General features: G+C 69.6%; 14 protein-coding genes and 1 pseudogene. 6 read left to right on the top strand and 9 right to left on the bottom strand.

All coding sequences use genetic code 11. The annotated features are described in order from the left end of the window. The first annotated feature begins 35 nt into the window (after positions 1 to 35). From AB0B85_RS06125 to AB0B85_RS06110, 4 genes are all read left to right on the top strand, one after another. Positions 36 to 2,825 (top strand): glycoside hydrolase N-terminal domain-containing protein, encoded by a 2,790-nt coding sequence (locus tag AB0B85_RS06125; RefSeq protein WP_357404088.1) that lies wholly within the window; start codon positions 36 to 38, stop codon positions 2,823 to 2,825. A gap of 67 nt (positions 2,826 to 2,892) precedes the next feature. After that, complete coding sequence (locus AB0B85_RS06120; protein ID WP_357404086.1) at positions 2,893 to 5,679, top strand: alpha-L-fucosidase; 2,787 nt, start codon at positions 2,893 to 2,895, stop codon at positions 5,677 to 5,679. Positions 5,680 to 5,709: 30 nt separating this feature from the next. Continuing rightward, positions 5,710 to 7,983 (top strand): family 20 glycosylhydrolase, encoded by a 2,274-nt coding sequence (locus tag AB0B85_RS06115; protein ID WP_357404084.1) that lies wholly within the window; start codon positions 5,710 to 5,712, stop codon positions 7,981 to 7,983. A 74-nt stretch (positions 7,984 to 8,057) separates the two neighbouring features. After that, on the top strand, positions 8,058 to 10,691 hold the full coding sequence (locus AB0B85_RS06110; protein ID WP_357404082.1) for a discoidin domain-containing protein: 2,634 nt from the start codon (positions 8,058 to 8,060) through the stop codon (positions 10,689 to 10,691). A gap of 58 nt (positions 10,692 to 10,749) precedes the next feature. Here the strand turns inward: AB0B85_RS06110 and AB0B85_RS06105 are convergent, their stop codons facing one another. From AB0B85_RS06105 to AB0B85_RS06080, 6 genes are read right to left on the bottom strand one after another with little or no spacing between them, the layout of a single operon-like run. Beyond that, entirely contained in the window at positions 10,750 to 11,073 is a 324-nt protein-coding gene (locus tag AB0B85_RS06105; RefSeq protein WP_357404081.1) for a DUF202 domain-containing protein, read from the bottom strand. A 33-nt stretch (positions 11,074 to 11,106) separates the two neighbouring features. After that, positions 11,107 to 11,475 carry a DUF202 domain-containing protein gene (locus AB0B85_RS06100; protein WP_357404080.1) on the bottom strand — a complete coding sequence of 123 codons (369 nt, stop codon included), beginning with the start codon at positions 11,473 to 11,475 and terminating at the stop codon, positions 11,107 to 11,109. Beyond that, a complete protein-coding gene (locus AB0B85_RS06095) occupies positions 11,472 to 12,884 on the bottom strand; it encodes a sulfatase (RefSeq protein WP_357404078.1) in 1,413 nt (470 codons plus the stop codon). Before AB0B85_RS06095 ends, AB0B85_RS06100 begins: the two co-directional genes overlap by 4 nt. Positions 12,885 to 12,907: 23 nt before the next feature. Further along, a complete protein-coding gene (locus AB0B85_RS06090; protein WP_357404076.1) occupies positions 12,908 to 13,909 on the bottom strand; it encodes an aliphatic sulfonate ABC transporter substrate-binding protein in 1,002 nt (333 codons plus the stop codon). Next, positions 13,906 to 14,688 (bottom strand): ABC transporter ATP-binding protein, encoded by a 783-nt coding sequence (locus tag AB0B85_RS06085; protein ID WP_357404074.1) that lies wholly within the window; start codon positions 14,686 to 14,688, stop codon positions 13,906 to 13,908. Before AB0B85_RS06085 ends, AB0B85_RS06090 begins: the two co-directional genes overlap by 4 nt. Continuing rightward, complete coding sequence (locus AB0B85_RS06080; RefSeq protein WP_357404072.1) at positions 14,685 to 15,500, bottom strand: ABC transporter permease; 816 nt, start codon at positions 15,498 to 15,500, stop codon at positions 14,685 to 14,687. Before AB0B85_RS06080 ends, AB0B85_RS06085 begins: the two co-directional genes overlap by 4 nt. Before the next feature lie 328 nt (positions 15,501 to 15,828). Here AB0B85_RS06080 and AB0B85_RS06075 point away from each other — a divergent pair. After that, positions 15,829 to 17,820, top strand: a pseudogene (locus tag AB0B85_RS06075) (family 20 glycosylhydrolase); the annotation flags it as partial. Between the two features lie 283 nt (positions 17,821 to 18,103). Here AB0B85_RS06075 and AB0B85_RS06070 read toward each other — a convergent pair. From AB0B85_RS06070 to lysS, 3 genes are all read right to left on the bottom strand, one after another. Next, positions 18,104 to 20,647 carry an ATP-dependent Clp protease ATP-binding subunit gene (locus AB0B85_RS06070; RefSeq protein ID WP_357404070.1) on the bottom strand — a complete coding sequence of 848 codons (2,544 nt, stop codon included), beginning with the start codon at positions 20,645 to 20,647 and terminating at the stop codon, positions 18,104 to 18,106. A gap of 554 nt (positions 20,648 to 21,201) precedes the next feature. Continuing rightward, positions 21,202 to 21,546 (bottom strand): Lsr2 family protein, encoded by a 345-nt coding sequence (locus tag AB0B85_RS06065; protein WP_110563841.1) that lies wholly within the window; start codon positions 21,544 to 21,546, stop codon positions 21,202 to 21,204. A gap of 111 nt (positions 21,547 to 21,657) precedes the next feature. Then, positions 21,658 to 23,166 carry a lysine--tRNA ligase gene (gene lysS, locus AB0B85_RS06060; RefSeq protein ID WP_357404068.1) on the bottom strand — a complete coding sequence of 503 codons (1,509 nt, stop codon included), beginning with the start codon at positions 23,164 to 23,166 and terminating at the stop codon, positions 21,658 to 21,660. An 88-nt stretch (positions 23,167 to 23,254) separates the two neighbouring features. Here lysS and AB0B85_RS06055 point away from each other — a divergent pair, with 88 nt between their 5' ends. Further along, positions 23,255 to 23,995 carry a class I SAM-dependent methyltransferase gene (locus AB0B85_RS06055; protein ID WP_357404066.1) on the top strand — a complete coding sequence of 247 codons (741 nt, stop codon included), beginning with the start codon at positions 23,255 to 23,257 and terminating at the stop codon, positions 23,993 to 23,995. Positions 23,996 to 24,006: the final 11 nt, after the last annotated feature.

Below are 24,006 nucleotides of genomic sequence, written 5' to 3'. Positions count from 1 at the left end.
CCCACGTTAACTCTCCTCTACATAGAGGAGGCCCTATGTTCGAGAACAGCAGTCTCCGGACCATCCTGTGCGCCGCAGCCGTGCCCCTTCTCGTGGCCGCCTGCCTGACCTCCCTGTCCGTCGCCGCGACTCCAGCCGCTGCCGCCGCCGATCCCGCGCTGGCGCTCTGGTACGACGAGCCCGCCGCCAACTGGGAGAGCAACGCGCTGCCGCTGGGCAACGGCGCGCTCGGCGCGATGGTCTTCGGAGGCGTCCAGACCGAACGTCTTCAGCTCAACGAGAAGAGCCTGTGGACCGGTGGACCCGGCACCGCCGGATACAACCACGGCAACTGGACGTCACCACGGCCCGGAGCTCTGGCCGGCGTACAGGCCCAGATCGACCGGGACGGACGGATGGCGGCCGGCTCGGTCGCCACCGCCCTCGGCCAGCCGGCGACGGCGTTCGGCTCGTACCAGAACCTCGCCGACATGTACCTCGACATGACCGGCACACCGACGACGGTGAGCGGCTACCGGCGCGAGTTGGACCTCGCCGAGGCCACCGCCAGCGTCGCGTACTCGCACGGTGGGGTGACCTACCAGCGTGAGTACTTCGCCAGCCACCCGCGCAACGTGATCGTCTCCCGGCTGTCCGCCAGTCAGACCGGGAAGGTCTCCTTCGTCCTGCGTCCCGCCTCGGCCCAGTCCGGCAGCACCGTGACGGTGGCGAACGGCCGGATCACCACCCGGGGCACGCTGCCCGGCAACGGGCTGATCCACGAGACCCAGTACCGGGTGGTAACCACGGGCGGCACCCGCACGGACGGCACCGACCGGATCACCGTCACGGGCGCCGACTCGGCGTTCATCGTGCTGTCGGCCGCGACGTCGTACGCCGACACCTATCCCACCTATCGCGGCGCGGACCCGCACGCCCAGGTCACCCAGGCGGTCGACGGCGCTGCGGCCTCCACCTGGGCGGCGCTGCGCGCTGCCCACCTCGCCGACTACAAGAGTCTCTTCGACCGCGTCCGGCTCACCGTGGGCGGGCAGATGCCGAACGTCCCGACCGACGAGCTGCGGTCGGCGTACACCGGTGCCGCCGGACGGGCCCAGGACCGCGCGTTGGAGTCGCTGTACTTCTCCTTCGGCAGGTACCTGCTCATCGCGTCGTCGCGCGGCGGCTCCCTGCCGGCCAACCTCCAGGGCGTCTGGAACAACTCCAACAACCCGCCCTGGCAGGCCGACTACCACACCAACATCAACGTCCAGATGAACTACTGGCCGGCGGAGACCACGAACCTCACCGAGACCGCCACACCGCTGTTCGACTTCATCGACGCCCTGCGGGCACCCGGCCGGACAAGCGCGCAGAACATCTACGGTACGACCGGCTGGGTCACGCACCTCAGCACCAACCCGTACGGCTTCACCGGTGTGCAGGACTGGGCCACCGCCTTCTGGTTCCCGGAGGCCGCGGCCTGGCTGTGCCAGCACCTCTACGAGCACTACCGCTTCACCCGGGACACCTCGTTCCTGCGGGATCAGGCGTACCCGGCGATGAAGGAGGCCGCCGAGTTCTGGCGGGCCAACCTGCGCGTCGACCCGCGCGACGGCAAGCTGGTCGTGACGCCCAGCTACTCGCCGGAGCAGGGCGACTTCTCGGCCGGCGCGTCGATGAGCGAGCAGATCGTGTGGGACCTGCTCACCAACACCATCGAGGCGAGCACCACGCTCGGCGTCGACGCCACCCTGCGCGCGCAGTGGCAGACCACGCTGAGCAAGCTCGACCCCGGCCTGCGGGTCGGTTCCTGGGGCCAGTTGCAGGAGTGGAAGGCGGACTGGGACAGCCCCACGAACGACCACCGGCACGTCTCGCACCTGTACGCCCTGCACCCGGGACGGCAGATCTCCCCGCTGACCACCCCGGCCCTGGCCGACGCCGCCAAGGTGTCCCTCACGGCACGCGGCGACGGTGGCACCGGCTGGAGCAAGGCTTGGAAGATCAATTTCTGGGCTCGGCTGCTCGACGGCGACCACGCCCACAAGATGCTCAGCGAGCAGCTCAAGAGCAGTACGCTGGCCAACCTGTTCGACACCCACCCGCCGTTCCAGATCGACGGCAACTTCGGTGCTACCGCCGGCATCGCGGAGATGCTGTTGCAGAGCCAGAACGGCGTCGTCGACGTCCTGCCGGCCGTGCCGGCGGCCTGGCCCACCGGTTCGGTGACCGGTCTCAAGGCGCGCGGCAACGTGACAGTGGACGCCGAGTGGCGCAACCGCCTGGCCAGCCGGATCACGCTCACCGCCGGCAGCAGCGGCACCCTCACCGTCCGGAACCCGATGCTGGCCACCGCGTCGCTGGTGGACCTCACCACCAACCAGACAGTGCCGGTGACCCGCACCGGTGACCGGGTCACGTTCACGGCCGAGGCCGGGCACCGCTACCAGGCCGTCTCCACGGCCGCGACCGGCACGATCGCCGGCGTGGCGAGTGGCCGCTGCGTCGACGTACCGGGGGCGGCCACCGCCGACGGAACCGCCCTCATCCTCTGGGACTGCACCGGCGCCACCAACCAGATCTGGACCCGGCAGGCCGACAACACCATCCGCAACCGTGGCAAGTGCCTCGCCGCCGCGAGCACCACAAACGGCGCCGCCGCCACCATCACCACCTGCGGCACCGCCACCAACCAACGCTGGACCTACGACACCACAGCGAGAACCCTGCGCAACCAGGCCACCGGCACCTGCCTCGACGCCAACGGCGGCGGCACCACCAACAACACAGCAGTCATCCTCTGGCCCTGCACCACAGCCACCAACCAACAGTGGCTGATGTAGCACCTACCGGTCTGCCGGACGCCACCACCGCACCGCCCTCCCTGCCCGTTCCCGGAGAGGACGCTCCATGACCCGTACCCTGCGTCGCCACCGTTCGCGCGCGAGCAGTGCCGCCCTGGCCGCTCTGGCAGTGCTCGCCACCTGCCTGGTCCAGCTCACCCCACCGGCGGCACCGGCCGCCGCAGCACCGGGGGACGGCACGATCACCGGGGTGGCCAGCGGGCGCTGCGTCGACGTGCCCGGCGGTGCCACCGCCGACGGCACCACCCTCATCCTCTGGGACTGCACCGGCGCCACCAACCAGATCTGGACCCGGCAGGGCGACAACACCATCCGCAACCGTGGCAAGTGCCTCGCCGCCGCCAGCACCACAAACGGCGCCGCCGCCACCATCACCACCTGCGGCACCGCCACCAACCAACGCTGGACCTACGACACCACAGCCAGGACACTGCGCAACCAGGCCACCGGCACCTGCCTCGACGCCAACGGCGGCGGCACCACCAACAACACAGCAGTCATCCTCTGGCCCTGCGGCACGGCCACCAACCAGCAGTGGCGGGTCGCCGCCGCCGACTACCAACCGCTTCTCGACGTCGGCTTCAGCGGCACGTTCACCTCCACCACCGGCTACACGCCGTCGACAGGCGAACTGGTCGACGGGCAGCTCACCCGCTTGGCGGGCAGCGAGACGATCGGCGGCACGTCGGTCACCCTCACCGGCGGTGGCACCGGCATCGGGTTCTCCCCCCGGATCCCGGTGACCAGCACGAAGTACGTCAACAGGAGCCTGCTGGCCGAGGCTGTGGTACGCCGTCAGAGCGGTGCCACGCTGACCTTCGACACGGTGCTCAGCCTCGCCGGTGGCGGCTACTACCGCTACGCCAGCGGCTCGCAGACCGCCACCGAGTTCGGCATGTACGGGCCGGACGCCCCGTACTACGACACCCGCCAGAGCGGGCCGAACCTGCCCGACACGCAGGACACCCACGTGGCGTTGGCCTACGAGTACGTGAACGACTCGGCGGCCCGGCTCGTCGCGTACGTCAACGGCTGCCAGGTGGGCAGCACCGTCACCGCTCCGGTGGCCGCGGCCAACGCGTCGCAGGGTCTGCTGACGTTCGGCAACGACGCCGGAACCCGTAACCGTGGCTGGCACGGCACCGTGGACGCCATCGCACTCGCGACGATGACTGGCGCCGCCGGTCCTGTCGACTTCCAGCTCGACGCGCCGGTCTGCGGAGGCACACCACCGCCGCCCGGCTGCGCCGGCAACCCCGGCAGCAGCGGCCCGGTCAGCCCGGCCACCGTCATCACCGTCGACAGGTGCGACACAGTCGACCGGATCCGGCAGAAGGCGGCCCAGGTCGTCCCGTCGGCCGCCCAGTTGGCCTGGCAGCAGCGGGAGCTGACGGCCTTTCTGCACTACGGCATGAACACCTTCACCGACGTCGAGTGGGGCAGCGGGAACGAGGACCCGGCCCTGTTCAACCCGACGACAGTCAACCCCGCGCAGTGGATGGACGTGCTCAAGCGCAACGGGTTCAAGCAGGTCATCCTCACCGTCAAGCACCACGACGGGTTCCTGCTGTACCCGTCGCGCTACAGCACCCACTCGGTGCGCAGCAGCCCCTGGTGGGGTCGGACCGGCCAGAGCGACATCCTGCGGGCGACCGTCGACGCCGCCCGCGCGGCAGGTCTCGCCGTCGGCTTCTACCTCTCCCCCGCCGACGGCGCGGAGATCCCCGGCCGGCGCGGCGGCGACCGGTTCGGCAACGGCAGCGCCAAGCGGGCGGTGAGCATCCCGACGCTCGTCGCCGGCGACACCCGCACCCCGACCCAGACGTACGCGTACCAGGCCGACGACTACAACGCCTACTTCCTCAACCAGCTCTACGAGCTGCTCACCGAGTACGGGCCGATGGCCGAGGTGTGGTTCGACGGTGCCAACCCGTACACCGCGTACCCGCAGCCGTACCAGGTCGCCGACTGGTACCGGCTGATCCGGGCACTGCAACCGAACGCCACGATCGCGATCAACGGGCCGGACGTGCGCTGGGTCGGGTCGGAGTCCGGGGCGTTCCGGGCCGACGAGTGGAGCGCACTGCCGTTCCGGGGCACCGATCCCGGCGCGCTGAACCGTGACGACGACCTGCTCGCCGGCGCCGCGTCGAGCGACCTGGGTTCCAGTGCGTTGATCGGCCGCAACCTGGGCTCGATCACCTACCTGTCGTGGTACCCGGCCGAGGCGGACGTGTCGATCCGGCCCGGCTGGTTCTGGCACTCCGGCCAGAACGGCTCGGTCAAGCAGCCGGCCGCGCTGATGCAGCTCTACGAGAACGCGGTGGGCCGCAACGCCAACCTGCTGCTCAACGTCCCGCCGAACCGGGCCGGTGTGATCGACGCGCCGGACGTCAGCGCCCTCGACGGGTTCGGCACCGCGCAACGCGCCCGCTACGGCCGGGAGTTGTTCGCCAAGGCGGGTGCGACCGGCACCCACGCCACCCTCACCGACGCGGCCCTGGGCACCTACTGGTCGCCCTCGGGTGGTGCCGTCACCGGCGCTGTCGAGCTGACCGCCTGCCGGGCCCGCACGTTCGACCGGGTGCTGGTGCAGGAGTCGGTCGGCAACGGCCAGCGCGTCGAGGCGTTCGCCGTGGACGCCTGGATCAACGGCGGCTGGCAACAGGTCGCCGCCGCCGGAACTGTCGGCTACAAGCGGATCGTTCCGCTGTCCACCGCCGTGACGAGTGACCGGCTGCGGCTGCGGGTCACCGCCGCACGCGGCGTACCGCAGGTCGCGACGCTCACCGCGTACGCGACAGACAGCACCGCCAACCCGGCGTCCTGCTGATTCCCAACCCTTTACCGAGAGGAACGGTTCATGCGTCTTCGACGTATCAGCGTCACCGGAGCGGTGGTGGTCCTCGCCGCCGCACTGTTGACCGTGCCGGCGACACCGGCCTCGGCCGTACCGGGTGACCTGCAGGTGATCCCGGCGCTGAAGCAGTGGACGGCGGGCACCGGCAGCTACACCTTCGGCGCGACGTCCCGCATCGTTGTCGACAGCGCCTACACGGCCCAGCTCAACGACGACGCGGCGACCTTCGCCGCAGACCTGCGGGACCTGACCGGCCGCACCGTCGCGGTCGCCACCGGAGCCGCGGCGACCGGGGACATCCGGCTGACCCTGGGCGGCAGCCAATCCGCCGAGGGCTACACGATGACCGTCGGGTCGAGCATCGCCATCCAGGGCTCGACCGACGCCGGCGCCTTCTACGGCACCCGCACGGTGCTGCAACTGCTCAAGCAGTCCACAACCGTCCCGGCGGGCACGACGACCGACTCCCCGACCAAGTCCGAACGCGGCCTGATGGTCGACGTGGGCCGCAAGTACTTCACAGTCGACTGGCTCCGCCGGCACATCAAGGAACTCGCCTACCTGAAGATGAACCGGTTGCACCTGCACCTGTCAGACTCGCAGGGGTTCCGGCTGGAGAGCACCACCCACCCGGAGGTGATGTCGGAGCAGTACTACACCAAGCAGCAGATGCGCGAGCTCATCGCTCTGGCCACCCAGTACCACATCGAGGTCGTGCCCGAGATCGACATGCCGGGCCACATGAACGCCATCCTGGAGGACCACCCGGACCTGCAACTCGCCGACACCAACGGCAACCGCAACCCCTACTACCTCGACCTGTCCAAGCCCGGTGCCTACACCCTGACCCGGGACCTCATCACCGAGTTCCTGCCGCTGTTCCCCGGCCGGTACTGGCACATCGGCGCGGACGAGTACGTCGGCAACTACGCCGCCTACCCGCAGCTGCTGACGTACGCCCGCGCGACCTACGGGCCGAACGCCATCGCCAAGGACGTCTACTACGGCTTCATCAACTGGGCCAACGACATCGTCCGTGCCGGCGGCAAGACCACCCGCATGTGGAACGACGGCATCGGCACCGACGGCACCATCCGGCCGGCGTCGAACATCCACGTCGAGGTCTGGTACAACTACGGCATCACCCCGCAGGCCCTGCTGGACCGGGGGCACACCATCTCCAACCAGGCGTGGGATCCCACCTACTACGTCCCCGCCATCAGCAAGCCGAACGTGACGTGGGCGTACGAGACCTGGACGCCGGAGCGCTTCCAGGGCAACAACACCGTCAACGCTCCGGCGCGCAACCTCGGCACGGTGCTGCACATCTGGTGTGACTACCCGGACGCCGAGACCGAGGACCAGATCGCCGCCGGCATCCGGACCATCCTGCGCGTCATCGCCCAGCAGACCTGGGGTTCGCCGAAGCCGGTCGCCACGTACACCGCCTTCACCCCGATCATCGACCGCATCGGCCGGGCTCCCGGCGGCCCGGCGGTGGCGACCGCCAACCTGGCGACCAACCGCCCGGCGACCGCGTCGTCGACCGAGACGGCCAGCTTCCCGGCGTCGGCAGCGGTGGACGGCGACATCAGCACCCGCTGGGCCTCGGCCTACACCGACCCCAGCTGGATCCAGGTCGACCTCGGCAGCAGCCAGGAGCTGTCCCGCGTCGCACTGCGCTGGGAGGCCGCCTACGCGCGGGCGTACCAGATCCAGACCTCCACCAACGGCACCACCTGGACCACGGCGGTGACAGTCACCGCGGGGGACGGCGGCACCGACGAGCACGTGCTCAACACCACCGCCCGGTACGTACGCATGCAGGGCACCCAACGGGCCACCACGTTCGGCTACTCACTGTGGGAGTTCGAGGTCTACGGGCCGAAGAAGGGCGCCATCACCGGCACCGCCAGTGGCCGCTGCATCGACATCCCCGGCAGCAACACCACCGACGGCACCGCGGTCAACCTCTGGGACTGCAACAGCGGGCCCAACCAGACATGGACCCACCGCAACGACGGCACCCTCACCGCCCTGGGCAAGTGCCTGGAGCCGGCGAACGGAAGCCTCACCGACGGCACCGCGATCGTGATCCGCACCTGTTCCACCGCCACGTACCAGCGCTGGACCTACGACGCCGCCACGAGCAGCTACCGCACCGGCGGCAAGTGCCTCGACGCCAACGGCGGCGGGACCGCCAACGGCACCCGCCTCATCCTCTGGCAGTGCACCAACGGCGCCAACCAGCGCTGGAGCACCCCCACCACCGTCTGAACCCCACCGATGGAGGCACGATGCAGCACGCTTCGCCCTCACCCTCATCGACGACACGGCGACGGCGGCTCGTCGTGCCCACCATCGTTCTGGGTCTGATCGCCGGTGCCGTCGCGACGGTCGGGGGCCAGCCGGCCCCGGCCGGCGCGGCGGTCCCGGCGGACCCGACCTACACCGACGCCGCCGGTCTGGTCTTCCCCGGTGTCCAACCGGGGGCGGCGACGGCGTCGCTATCCGGCGGCAGCTTCACACTGGCCAACGCGGCCCTGTCGACCACGTGGAGCGTGCAGGGCGGCACCGTGTCGCTCACCCGGTTCGACAACCGGGCGGCGAACGCCACAGTGCCGATGAGCCTGCGCGGGCTCTTCACCCTCACCCTGGCCGACGGCAGCACCATCACGACGGCGAACACGGTCGTCTCCGCGGGTCCAGCGCTCAGCGATCTGCCGGCGAACGCCGGGTCGGCACGGCTCGCGGAACGCTTCGCCGGCAAGGCGGTCACCACCACCTTCCGGTACGGCGGCGGCACCCGGACGCTCGACGTGCAGTGGCAGGTACGGCTGCGCGGCGGAGCCAACTCCGTGCAGCACAGCTTCACCGTGCGCTCGGTGGCCGGCACGTTCGACGTGACCTCCCTGCTCCTTGTGGAACTCGGCCTGACCAACGCCCGGGTGCTCGGCAGCGACGACGGCAGCCCGGTGGTGCACGGCGCGGCCGGCAGCGAGACGGTGTTCGTCGGCATCGAGAACCCGATGGCGAAGGCGACGGTGAACGGGTCCGCCGTCGACATCACGGTGCCCCGCGCCGGTGACCTCACCACCGGCGCGTCGTGGGTCTACACCGCCTCCACCGGTGTCTCCCCGGCCGGGCAGCTGCGCCGCTCGTTCCAGTACTACCTGCAACGCGAGCGGGCCCACGACCGCCGGACGTTCCTGCACTACCAGAGCTGGCTGGACCTCAAACCGCCGGGCGAGGTCATCAACAGCGCCGAGCTGACCCGGGCCATCAACCTGTTCGGCACCCAGCTGCGCAACCGGGGAGCGACCATCGACAGTTTCTGGGTCGACGACGGCTGGGACTATCTGCGTACGCCCCGGGTCGACGAGACGAACCTGAACGTCTGGTCGTTCGACCCGACCCAGTTCCCCACCGGCTTCGCGCCGCAGAAGGCTGCCGCCGCGCAGTACGGGGCCTCGATGTCGGTGTGGATGTCACCCTTCGGCGGGTACGGCACCAGCGCCGCCACCCGCCAGGCCATCAACGCGAGCAAACCCGCCGACCAGCGGTTGGAGACGCACAGCGGCGGCCAGTTCAAACTCGGCGGCGCCCGCTACTACGACCGGTTCCGGTCGGTCGCCTTCGACATGATGGACAACCAGGGGGTACGCGGCTTCAAGCTGGACGGCATCGGCGGCGGGCTCTACCAGTCCGGCCCGAACGCGGCCTACATCGCCGACTACGAGGCCCTGCTCGGGTTGACCGGCGACCTGCGCGCGCACCAGAAGGACGTGTTCGTCAACGCGACGGTCGGCACCTGGGGCTCACCGTACTGGTTGTGGTTCACCGACTCGATCTGGCGCGACGGGCACGACGCGGGCCTGGCCGGCGCGGGCAGCGCCCAGCAGCGCTACGTCAACTACCGCGACTCGGAGACGTTCCGCAACAACACCAGGCAGAACCCGCTGTTCCCGATCCCGAGCCTGATGAACCACGGGATCATCTTCTCCGACCGCACACCGCAGTTCACCGCCGACTACGACCTGACCAAGCCCAGTGTCCAGGCCGAGGTGTCGCAGGACATCCGCGCCTACTTCGCGCTCGGGCTGAGCCTTCAGGAGTTGTACGTCCGCAACACACTCGTCGACGCGAGCCGGCCGGGCGCTGCCTGGTTCTGGGACACCGTGGCGGCCAACGCCCGGTGGGCGCGGACCAACCAGGGGTTGCTCAGCGACGTGCACTGGGTCGGCGGTGACCCGGCCGCCGGAGCGGTCTACGGCACCGCCGCCTGGAACTCCTCGGCCGGCGCGTCGAAGGGGATGCTGATGCTGCGCAACCCGTCGGCGTCGGCGCAGAGCTTCACTGTCAACCCGCATACGGTCTTCGAGCTGCCCGGTGGCACCCACCAGCGGTACCGGTTCACCGAGCGCGACGGGCGGCGCGCCGGCTTCGTGTCGGGTCCGGCCGCACCGGTGAGCATCACCCTCGCGCCGTTCGAGGTGGCCGTCTTCCAGGCCGCGCCGACGGACGAGGCGATCGGCGGTGGAGACAGCCCGCAGCTGTCGCGCGCCCGCTGGACCGCGACGGCGGACAGTGTCGAGACCGTCGGCGAGAACGGCGTCGCCGCCAACGCCATCGACGGCAACCCGGCCACCATCTGGCACACCCGCTACGTCGGCGGTGTCGCCGCCATGCCGCACCAGATCACCATCGACCTCGGCGGCAGTTTCCGCGTCGACAAGCTCGACTACCTGCCCCGGCAGGACGGCGGCACCAACGGCACCATCGCCGACTACCAGCTCCTGACCAGCACCGACGGCACCACCTGGACCCAGGTCACCGCCGGCACCTTCGGCGCCGGCAGCACAGTGAAGACGGCGGTCTTCCCGCCCACCACGGCCCGGCACGTGCGCCTGCGCACCACCCGCGCCGCGAACGGGGCCGGGTACGCCTCCGCCGCCGAGATCAACCTGTACGGATCGACTGTCTGACCGGTACCGGCCGTCCCGGGGCGCCCCTATCGTCGCCCCGGGACGGCCGCAGCCCACCTCACCTGGCGAGGACATGGGCGAGGACCGCCACGCCCCCCGCCACCACCAGCACGTTGCCGACGGCCAGCAGGGCGGCGCCCTCCGGGTGGCCCAGGTGGGTGGGCAGTCGTACGCTGCGGTACCGGCGTCGCGCCAGCACCGCCACCGCGACGGCGAGCGGCGCGCAGGCCAGCACGATCCCCGCGGCGACCGGATGGGCTGGCACCAGCTCCCGGCCGACGGCCAGCAGCACGGCGGCCGTCGCCAGCGCGGTGCGCAGCCACGCGAGCAGGGTGCGTTCGGCCTGCGCCCCCCGGTCGGCGAGACGCGGCGGCTCCGTCACCTCAGCACCACGACACCGGCTCAGCACCGGACATCAGATCAGCACCACGACGACGATCGTCACGCCGGCCACGAGCACCCCCGCCGCCGACACGACGACGACGGGGGTGGACGGTAACGGCAACTGCAGCCGCAGCGCCCGTTCGTTGCGGCTCCACCGGGGGAACGCCTCGGCGGCCACCCCGACGGCGAGCACCGCCAGCACGACCGCCGCCCACTGCGAGCCGTCCGCACCGAAGGCCCTGACCGCCGCGGCGGCCACCATGAGACCCAGCGCGGTCCGCAGCCACGCGAGGAACGTGCGCTCGTTGGCGAGGGTGAACCTCGGGTCCGGTTCCGTGCCCACCCCGTAGACCCGGCGTGGCCAGCGGCGGTCGGCTCGTCCCGTCGGTTCCTCCGTCACCCGGTGACCGCTGCCTGCGGCTGCCACGGGGTGTCGCCACACTCCTGCTGGACCCGGGCGAGCTCGTCGGTGAGCGTCGTGCGGATCCGCGCGTACGCCGGGTCGTCGTACACGCTGCGCATCTCCCACGGGTCGGCCCGAAGGTCGAACAGCTCCCACTCCGGCTCCTGCGCCGTCGCGGAGGTGCCGGGCAGACCCAACCCGTCGGCGTAGTAGTAGACCAGCTTGTGGTCGTGGGTGCGTACGCCGTAGTGCGCCCACACGTGGTGCTCGTCGTCGTCGTGCTCCCAGTAGCGGTAGTACACCGACTGCCGCCAGTCGTCGACTGCCTCGCCGCGCAGCAGTTGTCGCAGTGAGCGCCCCTGCATGCGGCCGTCGGCCGGCACGTCGGCGTAGTCGAGGAACGTCTGGGCGAAGTCGACGTTCATGGCGAGCGCGCCGGTGGTGGAGCCGGCCGGGATCTCCGCCGGGTAGCGGATGAGGAACGGCATCCGCAGCGACTCCTCGTACATGAACCGCTTGTCGTACCAGCCGTGGTCGCCGAGGAAGAAGCCCTGGTCGGACGTGTACACGACGATGGTGTCGTCGGTAAGCCCGTGCTCGTCGAGGTAGTCGAGCAGGCGGCCGACGTTGTCGTCGACGCTGGCGACGCAGCGCAGGTAGTCCTTGATGTAGCGCTGGTAGGTCCAGAGCGCTGCCTCGTCCGGGTCCAGGTGCGGTGGCAGCATCTCCTTGATGTCGTTGGCGGTCAGGTCCCGGTCGACTCGCATCCGTGCCGCCCGGGCGGCGGCGGCGTGCCCGGAGTGGTCGTCGTCGAACGAGCCCGGTACGGCCACGTCGTCGACGTACATGTCGCGGTGCTTGTCGTCGGGTTCCCAGTTGCGGTGCGGCGCCTTGTGGTGGACCAGCAGGCAGAAGGGCCGCTGTGGGTCGCGCTGGTCCAGCCAGTCGACGGCCAGGTCGGTGATGATGTTCGTGCAGTAGCCGGGGCGGACCTGTTCGGTGCCGTCCATGCCGATGAACACGGGGTCGCGGTAGCGGCCCTGGCCGGGCACTACCTCCCAGTAGTCGAAACCACGGGGGTCGTGCTCCGGGCCGTGCCCGAGGTGCCACTTGCCGACCAGGGCGGTCTGGTAGCCGGCCCGGCGCAGCAGCTCCGGGAAGACGAGCTGCCGGTTGTCGAACTCGGTCGACAACGTCTGCACGCCGTTGACGTGGTTGTAGGTGCCGGTGAGGATGGTGGCCCGGCTGGGCGCACAGAGTGAGTTGGTGCAGAAGCAGTTCTCCAGCAGGGCGCCGCCGGCCGCGATGCGGTCGATGTGCGGCGTCTCGTTGATCTTGCTTCCGTACGCGCTCACCGCGTGCGCGGCGTGGTCGTCGGCCATGATGAAGACGATGTTGGGCCGCACGGGTCGGTCCTTTCTCACTGTGCTCAGGACGCGTACGCGGCGGCGTCGTAGTAGGTGCTCGGGTCGACCGCCTCCGGCAGCTTGCCCAGGTCCTTGAACAGGCCGTTGAGGCCGGTGAGCCAGCCCGCGACGGTGCCGTCGGCGGACTTGGCGGCGAGTTCCGACGAGGGCAGGAACCGGGCGTTGGTGGCCTCGGCGCGCAGCTGGTCGACCGGCGCCGACTTGAGGAACTTCGCGGTGACCTCGACCGCCGAATCCACGTCGGCCGCCCGCGCGTCGTTGGCGGCGCGCAGCACCGCGAGCACCTTCTTGACCAGCTCCGGCTTGCCGGTCACCACGTCGGTGCGCCCGACGTAGGCGGACGGGAAGCTGATGTCCGGGTAGAAGTCCTCGTTCTTGGCCAGCTCGGTCAGGTCCGGCACGCGCTTCTTGATGGTGCCGATCAGCGGGTACCAGATCCCGGCGGCGTCGATCTGGCCGGACCCGAACGCGGTGACCACAGTGCTGGGGTCCATCGTGACCTTCTGGACGTCGTCGATGGAGAGCCCGGCACGTCGTAGGGCCAGCCGCACGATCATGTCGCCGGAGGTGCCCTCGGGTACACCGACCTTCTTGCCCTTGAGTGCGGCGATGGAGGTGATGCCCGGCTTGGCGATGACCCGGTCGGCGAAGCCGAGCGAGTTGATGGCGATGACCCGGGCCTTGCCGGAGGCCGGCAGCCACATCGCGCCCGGTCCCAGGTAGCCGAAGTCGAGGTCTCCGGCGCCGAGCGCCTGCACCTGCAGGGGGCCGTTGGTGAAGACCTTCAGGTCCGGCTTGAGCCCGTGCTCGGCCCACAGCTTCTTGTCCTCGGCGATCGCCATGAGGCTCGCGCCGGTGAAGTCGGCGATGTAGCCGAGCTTCACCGCTTCGGTGGCCGAGCCGCCGGATCCTGACCTGTCGTCGTCGCCGCAGGCGGCGAGGGCCGCGGTGGCGCCGAAGCCGGCGATGCCGGCCAGCACGGCGCGACGGGAGAGAGGGCTCATCGGGATGTACCTTCCTGAGGGGTCTGGTGGTAGACGGCGCGCCAGACCCGATTGCGGATCCGGGAGAACTCCGGGGAGAGGCGGACCGCTTCGGTACGCGGGTACGGCAGGTCGACGTCGATGACCTCCTGCACCCGGCCCGGTCGGGCGGCCATGACGACGACCCGGTTGGCGAGGTAGACGGCCTCGTCGACGTCGTGAGTGATGAACATGACGGTTCGTTTCTCGGTGCCCCAGGTGTCGAGCAACTGGTCCTGCATCTGCACCCGGGTGAGGGCGTCGAGGGCACCGAAGGGCTCGTCCATGAGCAGGACGCCGGGGTCGACGGCGTACGCGCGGGCGATGGCGCACCGCTGCCGCATGCCTCCGGACAGCATCCGGGGCAGCGCGTCGGCGAAGTCGGTGAGGCCCACGAGGTCGATGAAGTGCTGCGCCCGTCGGCGCCGTTCGGCCCGCCCGACCTTGGCGATCCGGAGACCGAACTCGACGTTGTCGCGGACGCTCAGCCAGGGGAACAACGCGTACTGCTGGAAGATGACGCCGCGTTCCGGGCTGGGCCCCCGCACCGGGCGTGCGTCGACCAGCACCTCCCCACCGGTGGGTTCGACAAGGCCGGCGGCGATGTTCATCAGTGTCGACTTGCCGCAGCCGGACGGGCCGACCACTGTGACGAACTCCTGGTCGGCGATGTCCAGGTCGACGTCGCGCAACGCGTGGAACGGCTTGCCGCCCACCTCGAACGTCCGGCTGGTGGAGCGGAAGGAGATCTTCTCGGTCATCGGCGTTCCTGCCATCCGGTGAGGCGCTTCTCGGCGGCGAGCAGGAGCCGATCCATGACCAGGCCGAGCACGCCGATGGTGATCAGGCCGACGAAGATGCTCGGCAGGTCGTAGTAGATCTGCGCCTGCTGCATCCGGTAGCCGAGGCCCTCCTGGGCGGCGATCAACTCGGCGGCGACCAGCGTCGCCCACGCCGCGCCGAGGCCGACGCGCATGCCGACCAGGATGAACGGGGTGGACGCGGGGACGACGACCCGGCGGAACACCACAGCGTCGTTGGCGCCGAGCACCCGGGCCGCGTTGATCATGGTGCTGTCGACGCTCACCACTCCCTGGAACGTCGACACGACGCAGGACAGGAACGCGGCGAGGAAGATGACGAAGATCTTCGGGGTCTCCCCGATGCCCATCAGCAGGATGGCCAGCGGGATGACGGCCAGCGGCGGGATCGTGCGGAAGAACTGCACGTAGGGCTCGACCAGACCGCGTGCCGTCCGGTACCAGCCCATGAGGAAGCCGACCGGGATGGCGAGGGCGCTGCCGAGCGCGAAGCCGATGAACACCCGGCGCAGGCTGGCGAGGCTGTCGTCGAGCAGGGTGCCGTCCATGGTCAGCTCACCGGCGCGGACGGCGACCTCCTGGGGCCCGGGCAGGCCCGAGACCCCGATCCGGGCCAGCACGATCCAGATGCCGATGCCCAACGCCACGGCGATCACGTTCCACACCAGCAGCGGTACGGCGCGGCGCGGCGGCGACGCCGCAGTGGTGGTCTCCGACCCTCGGGGTGGGGACTGTTGAACGTCTATCGCCACTGTGGTGCTCCGTAGCCCAGCTCGGACATGGGGCCCCTTTCCGGGTCGGCGGCGCTGAAGGTAAGCGAATCTTTGGTGACTCGACGAATCATGTCAACCCTTCGGACTAAAAAACCCGAGCTGGGAGCGGTGCGGTGATTCATAAGATGTCGGATGTCTGGCCGGCAGCCTAGGCGCGGTCGGGCCACGTGACAACGCCCGACCGGGCCGCCCCCCGGACATCGGGTTTATTGTCCGGGGCATTGACTAAATTGAACCGCTTGAGCAGACTGCGGCGTACCCGAGCCACCAGTCTCCCGGCGAGCCGGGCGACGGACGGAGGAGTCCCATGTCGATTCCGCGCTCCCCCCACACCACCGGATCCAGACGCCGCCTGACCGCGGCGACGCTCGCCGTGGTGCTCGCCGCGTCGCTCCTCGCGCCGCTGGTGTCCGGCACCCCGGCCATGGCCGCGCCGGTGAACCTGGCCCGCACCGGCACCGCCACCGCGTCGAGTGTCGAGCTCGACCGCGCCGACTTCGTCGCCACGCGTGTCAACGACGGCGACCGCAACACCCGCTGGTCGTCGAAGTACCAGGACGACAACTGGGTCCAGGTACGGCTGGCGTCCGCCGCCCGGGTCGACCACGTGGTGCTGACCTGGCCCAACGCGTGCGCCCGTGACTTCTCCCTGCAGACCTCGACCGACGGCGCCGTCTGGACCACTGTCACCCGCCTCCAGCGCGACACCTGCCCCCGCACCGACGTCATAGCTGTGAACTCGGCCCAGCCGGTGTCCCACGTACGGATGCAGGGGCACCAGCGGTGGGCGGCCTACGGCTACTCGATCTCCGAGTTCGAGATCTGGGACAGCAGCGCGCCCCCGCCGGCACCCTCACTAGGCCTGCTGCCCAAGCCGGTGTCGCTCACGGAGAACGGCGGTACGCCGTACACACTGAACCCGAACACACCGATCGTCGCGCTCGGATCACCGGCGACGGCACCCGCCACCTACCTCGCCGGGCTGCTGCGCCCCGCCACCGGGTACGCCCTGCCGGTGGTCACCCAGAGCACCGCGCCCGCGCCCATCGTCGTCGAGGTGGGGGCCGGCAAGGGTCCGGTCGGGCACGCCGCCGAGGGATACCGACTCACCGTCACCACCGGCACGGTCCGGATCAGCGCCGACACCGCCAACGGCGCGCTCAACGGGGTGCAGACGCTGCGCCAACTCCTGCCGCAGTGGGTGGAGTCCGACACCGTCGTGAACGCCGCGTGGACGGTGCCGGCGGTGACCATCTCCGACTACCCGCGCTTCGCCCACCGCGCGATGATGCTCGACGTCGCCCGCAGCTTCTACCCGGTGAACGAGGTGAAGGCGTACATCGACAGCGCGGCGCAATACAAGATCAATCGGCTGCACCTGCACCTGACCGACGACCAGGGCTGGCGCATCGCCATCAGCAACCCGGCGAGCAACCCGGCGGGCATCGACTACGGCCGGCTCACCTCGGTCAGCGGGCGCACCGCCATGACCTACAACGACAGCGGGCAACTGATGGGCACCGAGCTGGGCGTCACCGGCTTCTACACGGTGGCCGACTACGCCGAGATCGTCCGCTACGCCGGCGTGAACGGCATGACTGTCATTCCGGAGATCGACATGCCGGGGCACACCAACGCGGCGCTGCACGCCATCCCCCAGCTCAACACGGCCGGCGCACAGCCCAAGCCGGCGTCCGGCCAGCAGACCGCACCGGCGAACGGCACCGGCAACGTCGGCTACTCGACGCTCGACTCGGCCAGCGCGACGACGTACGAGTTCGTCACCCGGGTCCTGACCCAGATCGCCGCCATGACGCCCGGGCCCTACCTGCACATCGGCGGCGACGAGGCGCACGTGACAAGCCACGCGAACTACACAACGATGGTCGACGCCTTCACCGCGACCGTCGCGTCGCTCGGCAAGACTGTCGTCGGCTGGAACGAGTACGCCGGCACCGCGCTGCCCCGGAACAACGCAGTGGTGCAGTACTGGAACGGTGACCGCACGGCGGTGAGCAACGCGGTGAACGGCCGCGGCGCACGTGTCGTCCTCTCCCCCGCCGCCCACACGTACGTGCCGCAGAAGCAGGATTCCCGCCAACCACTCGGCGGCTCCTGGGCGTGCGGCGGACCGTGCGGGCTGGACCGGCACTACAACTGGGACCCGGGCACCTTCATCCCGAACATCGCCGAGACCAGCGTGCTCGGGGTCGAGTCGGCCCTGTGGGGCGAGTTCATCCGCCGTGTCGGCCAGGCGCAGTACTACAGCTTCCCGCGCCTCATCGCCACCGCCGAGGTGGGCTGGACGCCACAGGCGCAACGCGACTACGCCGACTTCACCACCCGTCTGTCGGTGGCCGGGGGGCGGTTGACGGTCGAGGGCGTCAACTTCTTCCCCACCGCCGACGTGCCGTGGCGTAAACAGGCGATCGGCCGGTCCGCCGCCGTCGTCGTCGGCGCACCGGTCGGCGCCACCTGGACGGTCACCGCCCCCGGGCTGCGCAGCACCGACCTGGCTGCCACTGTCACCTGGAGTGACGGGCGGGTGGAGGCGTTGACGCCGACCGCCACGCGCGAGCCTGCTACTCGTCCGTGGCCGCTGCGGCGGTGCCAGCGGCGGTGCCACCGAGGTCGGCCGGCACGGCGTCCGGAACTTCGACAGGCTTCTCCGCGCCCCGGAAGACGAGCTTGGACTTGTCGATGTCGTTCGGGTCGCCCTCGCAGTCCACCACCACGATCTGACCCGGGGTCAGCTCGTTGAACAGGATCCGCTCGGAGAGGTTGTCCTCGATGTCGCGCTGGATCGTGCGACGAAGCGGACGGGCACCGAGCACCGGGTCGAAGCCCTTCGCGGCCAGGTACTTCTTGGCGTTGTCGGTCAGCTCCAGGCCCATGTCCTTGTTGCGCAGCTGGCCCTCGATCCGCTGGATCATGATGTCCACGATCGAGAGGATCTCGGTCTGACGCAGCTGGTGGAAGACGATGGTGTCGTCGATCCGGTTGAGGAACTCAGGCCGGAAGTGCTGCTTGAGCTCGTCGTTGACCTTCTGCTTCATCCGGTCGTAGTTGGACTCGGAGTCCTCCGACTGCTGGAAGCCCAGCGACACCGCCTTGGCGACGTCACGGGTGCCCAGGTTGGTGGTCAGGATGATGACCGTGTTCTTGAAGTCCACGATCCGACCCTGGCCGTCGGTGAGCCGACCGTCCTCGAGGATCTGGAGCAGCGTGTTGAACACGTCCGGGTGGGCCTTTTCGATCTCGTCGAAGAGGACCACCGAGAACGGCCGACGCCGCACCTTCTCGGTCAGCTGCCCGCCCTCGTCGTAACCGACGTAGCCGGGAGGGGCACCCACGAGGCGGGACACCGTGTACCGGTCGTGGAACTCGGACATGTCCAGCTGGATGAGGGCATCCTCGCTGCCGAAGAGGAACTCGGCGAGCGCCTTGGACAGCTCGGTCTTACCGACACCGGACGGGCCGGCGAAGATGAACGAGCCCGACGGGCGCTTCGGGTCCTTCAGGCCGGCCCGGGTACGCCGGATCGCCTTCGAGACCGCCTTGACCGCGTCCTCCTGGCCGATGACGCGCTTGTGCAGCTCGTCCTCCATGCGCAGCAGGCGTGAGGTCTCCTCCTCGGTCAGCTTGTAGACCGGGATGCCGGTCCAGTTGCCGAGCACCTCGGCGATCTGCTCGTCGTCGACCTCGCTGACGACGTCCAGGTCACCGGCCTTCCACTCCTTCTCCCGCTGGGCCTTCTGGCCGAGCAGCTGCTTCTCCTTGTCGCGCAGCTGGGCGGCCCGCTCGAAGTCCTGCGCGTCGATCGCGGACTCCTTGTCGCGACGCACCTGGGCGATGCGCTCGTCGAAGTCACGCAGGTCTGGCGGCGCGGTCATCCGGCGGATCCGCATCCGGGCGCCGGCCTCGTCGATCAGGTCGATCGCCTTGTCCGGCAGGAAGCGGTCGGAGATGTACCGGTCGGCAAGCGTCGCGGCGGCCACGAGGGCTGCGTCGGTGATGCTGACGCGGTGGTGCGCCTCGTAGCGGTCGCGCAGGCCCTTGAGGATCTCGATGGTGTGCGCCAGCGACGGCTCACCCACCTGGATCGGCTGGAAGCGGCGCTCGAGAGCGGCGTCCTTCTCCAGGTGCTTGCGGTATTCGTCGAGCGTGGTGGCACCGATGGTCTGCAGCTCACCACGGGCCAGCATCGGCTTGAGGATGCTCGCGGCGTCGATCGCGCCCTCGGCGGCACCCGCACCCACCAGGGTGTGGATCTCGTCGATGAACAGGATGATGTCGCCGCGGGTGCGGATCTCCTTGAGGACCTTCTTGAGGCGCTCCTCGAAGTCACCGCGGTAGCGGGAACCGGCGACGAGCGCGCCCAGGTCGAGCGTGTAGAGCTGCTTGTCCTTCAGAGTCTCGGGCACCTCGCCCTTGATGATCTTCTGGGAAAGCCCCTCCACCACGGCCGTCTTACCGACGCCGGGCTCACCGATCAGGACCGGGTTGTTCTTGGTGCGGCGGGAGAGCACCTGCATGACCCGCTCGATTTCCTTCTCGCGCCCGATGACCGGGTCGAGCTTGCCCTCGCGGGCGGCCTGGGTCAGGTTGCGGCCGAACTGGTCCAGCACGAGGCTGGTCGACGGCGCGGCCTCACCCGGCGCGGCGCCCGCAGCGGCGGGCTCCTTGCCCTGGTAGCCGGAGAGGAGCTGGATCACCTGCTGGCGGACCCGGTTGAGGTCGGCGCCGAGCTTCACCAGCACCTGGGCGGCGACACCCTCGCCCTCACGGATCAGCCCGAGCAGGATGTGCTCGGTGCCGATGTAGTTGTGGCCGAGCTGCAGCGCCTCGCGCAGCGACAGCTCCAGCACCTTCTTGGCCCGCGGCGTGAACGGGATGTGCCCGCTCGGCGCCTGCTGACCCTGGCCGATGATCTCCTCGACCTGCTGGCGGACGCCCTCCAGGGAGATGCCGAGGCTCTCCAGGGCCTTCGCCGCGACGCCTTCACCTTCGTGGATCAGGCCCAGCAGGATGTGTTCCGTACCGATGTAGTTGTGGTTGAGCATCCGGGCCTCTTCTTGGGCCAGGACGACAACCCGTCGCGCTCGGTCGGTGAACCGCTCGAACATGCCCTCGTGCTCCTCACGTGCCGTGCGCCTTGATGGTCAAGATCTTGGCGGGGCCGGTGCACGAACGTCCGGGACGGGCGTCCGTGCCTCCTTACTCTATCGTCGCTTACCGACTCAGCTGAGGTCGTGTGTCTCCGGTCTGGGTCGGTTCCACGTCGTTTTGGACAACCGTCCGCGCTCAGGAGGTGTTCCGGTAGTCCTGTCGCTACGCGCAAAGCGAAATCCGACTGGTGCGACAGGTACCCGATCCGGGCCTCGGAAGCGCTCCCGGAGCCCTCGGAGGGGTAGCTAGGGGTCACCACGATCGCCGCGCACCACCCCCGGGGACTGTTGTCCACAGGCTGTGGATAGTTGCTCCACTGGTTGTGGACAACGCCGGCGGGCACGAGATGCTTCCCCACCCCCCCGCAGCGACCACCCGGACCCCGGACACGACCAGCCGGACTTCGGACACGGCCACCCGGACTTCGGATACGGCGACGCCGGCCCGGAGAGCTACTCCGGCCCGGCGTCGGTGTCGCCCGCGGTGGCGACTGGCACCAACCGCTGATGGATCAGCGCTTCGCGTGGTACTCGTCAACGATCTCCTGCGGGATACGACCCCGGTCCGAGATGTCCTTGCCGGCCTTCTTGGCCCACTCCCGGATCGCCTTGTTCTGTTCCCGATCGGCGGTCGCGCCGCCCCGACCACGAGCAGCCCGCCCACCGATCACCACGCCGCCCCGGCCGACCTTGGTGCCGGCACCCACGTACGAGGCAAAAGCGTCCCGCAATTTAGCGGCGTTGGCACTCGACAGGTCGATCTCGTACTGAACGCCGTCGAGGGCGAACTTGACGGTCTCGTCCGCGTCCCCGCCGTCCAGGTCATCGACCAGCTTGTGAATGATCTGCTTGGCCACGTCCCACATTCCTTTCGAGCAGGGCACTCCTGCTAACGAGAGCACAATAACCCCCGCACTGCTTGCCTCGTCAATAGGATGCCCTTACGGCATGGCCTGAGCCGGGCGAACCTACTCCGAGCGCACCAACGGGAAGAGGATCGTTTCCCGAATTCCGAGGCCGGTCAGGGCCATCAAGAGCCGATCGATTCCCATTCCCATACCGCCAGCCGGCGGCATTCCGTACTCCATCGCCCGGAGAAAGTCCTCGTCGAGACGCATCGCCTCGTCGTCGCCACGGGCCGCCAGCTGCGCCTGGGCCACCAGCCGCTCCCGCTGCACTACCGGGTCGACAAGCTCGGAGTACGCGGTGCCCAGCTCGAAGCCGAGCACGTAGAGGTCCCACTTCTCGGCCAACCCCGGCACACTGCGGTGGGCCCGGGTCAGCGGGCTGGTCTCCTCCGGGTAGTCCCGCACGAAGGTGGGCGCCACCAAGCCCGGGACGACCAGTTCCTCGAACAGTTCCTCGGCCAGCTTGCCCGGCCCCCACTTCGGGTCGACCGCCAATCCCACCTTGTCCGCGTACTCCACCAGGCGGGTCCGGTCGGTGCGGACCGTGACCTCCTCGCCGAGCGCTTCGGAAAGCACGCCGAAGAGTGTCACCGAACGCCACTCGCCACCCAGGTCGAACTCCCGCCCGTCGGCGTGGGTCACCACCATCGAACCGCTGACCGCGATCGCCGCCTGCTGCACGAGATTACGGGTCAGCGCTGCCATCGTGTCGTAGTCGCCGTACGCCTGGTACGCCTCCAGCATCGCGAACTCCGGCGAGTGCGAAGAGTCGACACCCTCATTACGGAAGTTGCGGTTGATCTCGAAGACGCGGTCGACGCCACCAACCACGGCGCGCTTGAGAAACAGTTCCGGCGCGATTCGCAGATACAGATCGGTGTTCAACGCATTGCTGTGGGTCACGAACGGTCGGGCCGTCGCACCGCCATGCAACAGTTGCAACATCGGCGTTTCCACCTCGATGAAGCCCTGCCCGTGCAGTGAATCGCGCATACTGCGCACCGCGGCGGCTCGGGTCCGGACCATCTCCCGCGCCTGCGGCCGGACGATCAGGTCGACGTAACGCTGCCGGACGCGGGCCTCCTCGGAGAGCGGCTTGTGCGCCACCGGCAATGGTCGGAGCGCCTTTGCGGTCATCTGCCACTGCTCCGCCAGCACCGACAACTCCCCCCGACGGCTGGTGATCACCTCTCCGGTGACGCCGACGTGGTCGCCGAGGTCGACCAGGCGCTTCCACGCCTCCATCCGCTCCGGCCCGACCCGGTCCAGTGAGAGCATCGCCTGCAACTCGGTGCCGTCGCCGTCACGCAGCGTGGCGAAGCAGAGCTTCCCGGTGTTACGCACGAAGATCACCCGACCGGTGACCGCGACCTGGTCGCCGGTCGCGGTGTCGGTCGGGAGTTCGGCGTAGCGGGCCCGGACCTCCGCCAGGGTGGTGGTCCGGGAGAAGCCGACCGGATAGGGCTCGACCCCCTCGGCGAGCATCCGGTCCCGCTTCTCCCGGCGGACCTTCATCTGCTCGGGAAGGTCGTCGGCGGGGTCCACTGGCACGGCGTTCTGCTCGCTCACGGCACGCTTCCTCGTCACGAAGATTCAGGGGGACAGGCCCGAGCGTACTCAAGCGGCCAGGGGGTCGTTATCGGATAACCTGCCCGCCATGGTGGATCACACTCAGGCGCTCTCGTTCGGCGCCGCCGCCGCCGACTACGACAGGTTTCGGCCCCGCTATCCGGTACCGGCCATCCGGTGGGCGCTCGACGGGCTGGGCGCTTCCACCCGGGTCGTCGACCTGGGTGCGGGCACCGGCATCCTCACCCGGGGCGTGCTCGCGCTCGGCCACCAGGTGACCCCGGTGGAGCCGGACCCCCAGATGCGTGCCCAACTGGACGCCGCCACCCCGGGTAGCACCGCGCTGGCCGGCGGCGCCGAGTCGGTACCGCTACCGGACGGGGTCGCGGACGCGGTGGTGGTGGGGCAGGCGTACCACTGGTTCGACCGGGAGCTGGCGCACGCCGAGATCGCCCGGGTGCTGCGGCCCGGCGGGACGTTCGCCCCGATCTGGAACGTACGGGACGAACGGGTCACCTGGGTGGCCGAGCTGGGTCGAATCGCCCACCTCGGTTACAACGCCGACGACGTCGTCGGACGGTACGAGGACTTCGGCTCCGCGTTCACACCTGTCGAGCTTGGCGAGTTCACGCACCACACGACGCTCACGCCCGACGAGGTGATCGCGATGCTGCACACCCGTTCGTACTGGCTCACCGCCTCACCCGAGCGGCGGGACCGCATCGACCGGGAACTGCGCGACCTCTTCGCGAACCACCCCGAGCTGGCCGGGCGGGAAACCGTCGACCTGCCGTACCGGACGATCGTGCTGCGGGCCCGGCGACGCTGAGGCCCCGGCCG

The organism is Micromonospora sp. NPDC049044 (genome assembly GCF_040649215.1).
Lineage (GTDB): Bacteria > Actinomycetota > Actinomycetes > Mycobacteriales > Micromonosporaceae > Micromonospora.
This window is presented reverse-complemented; position numbering and strand designations above follow the sequence as displayed.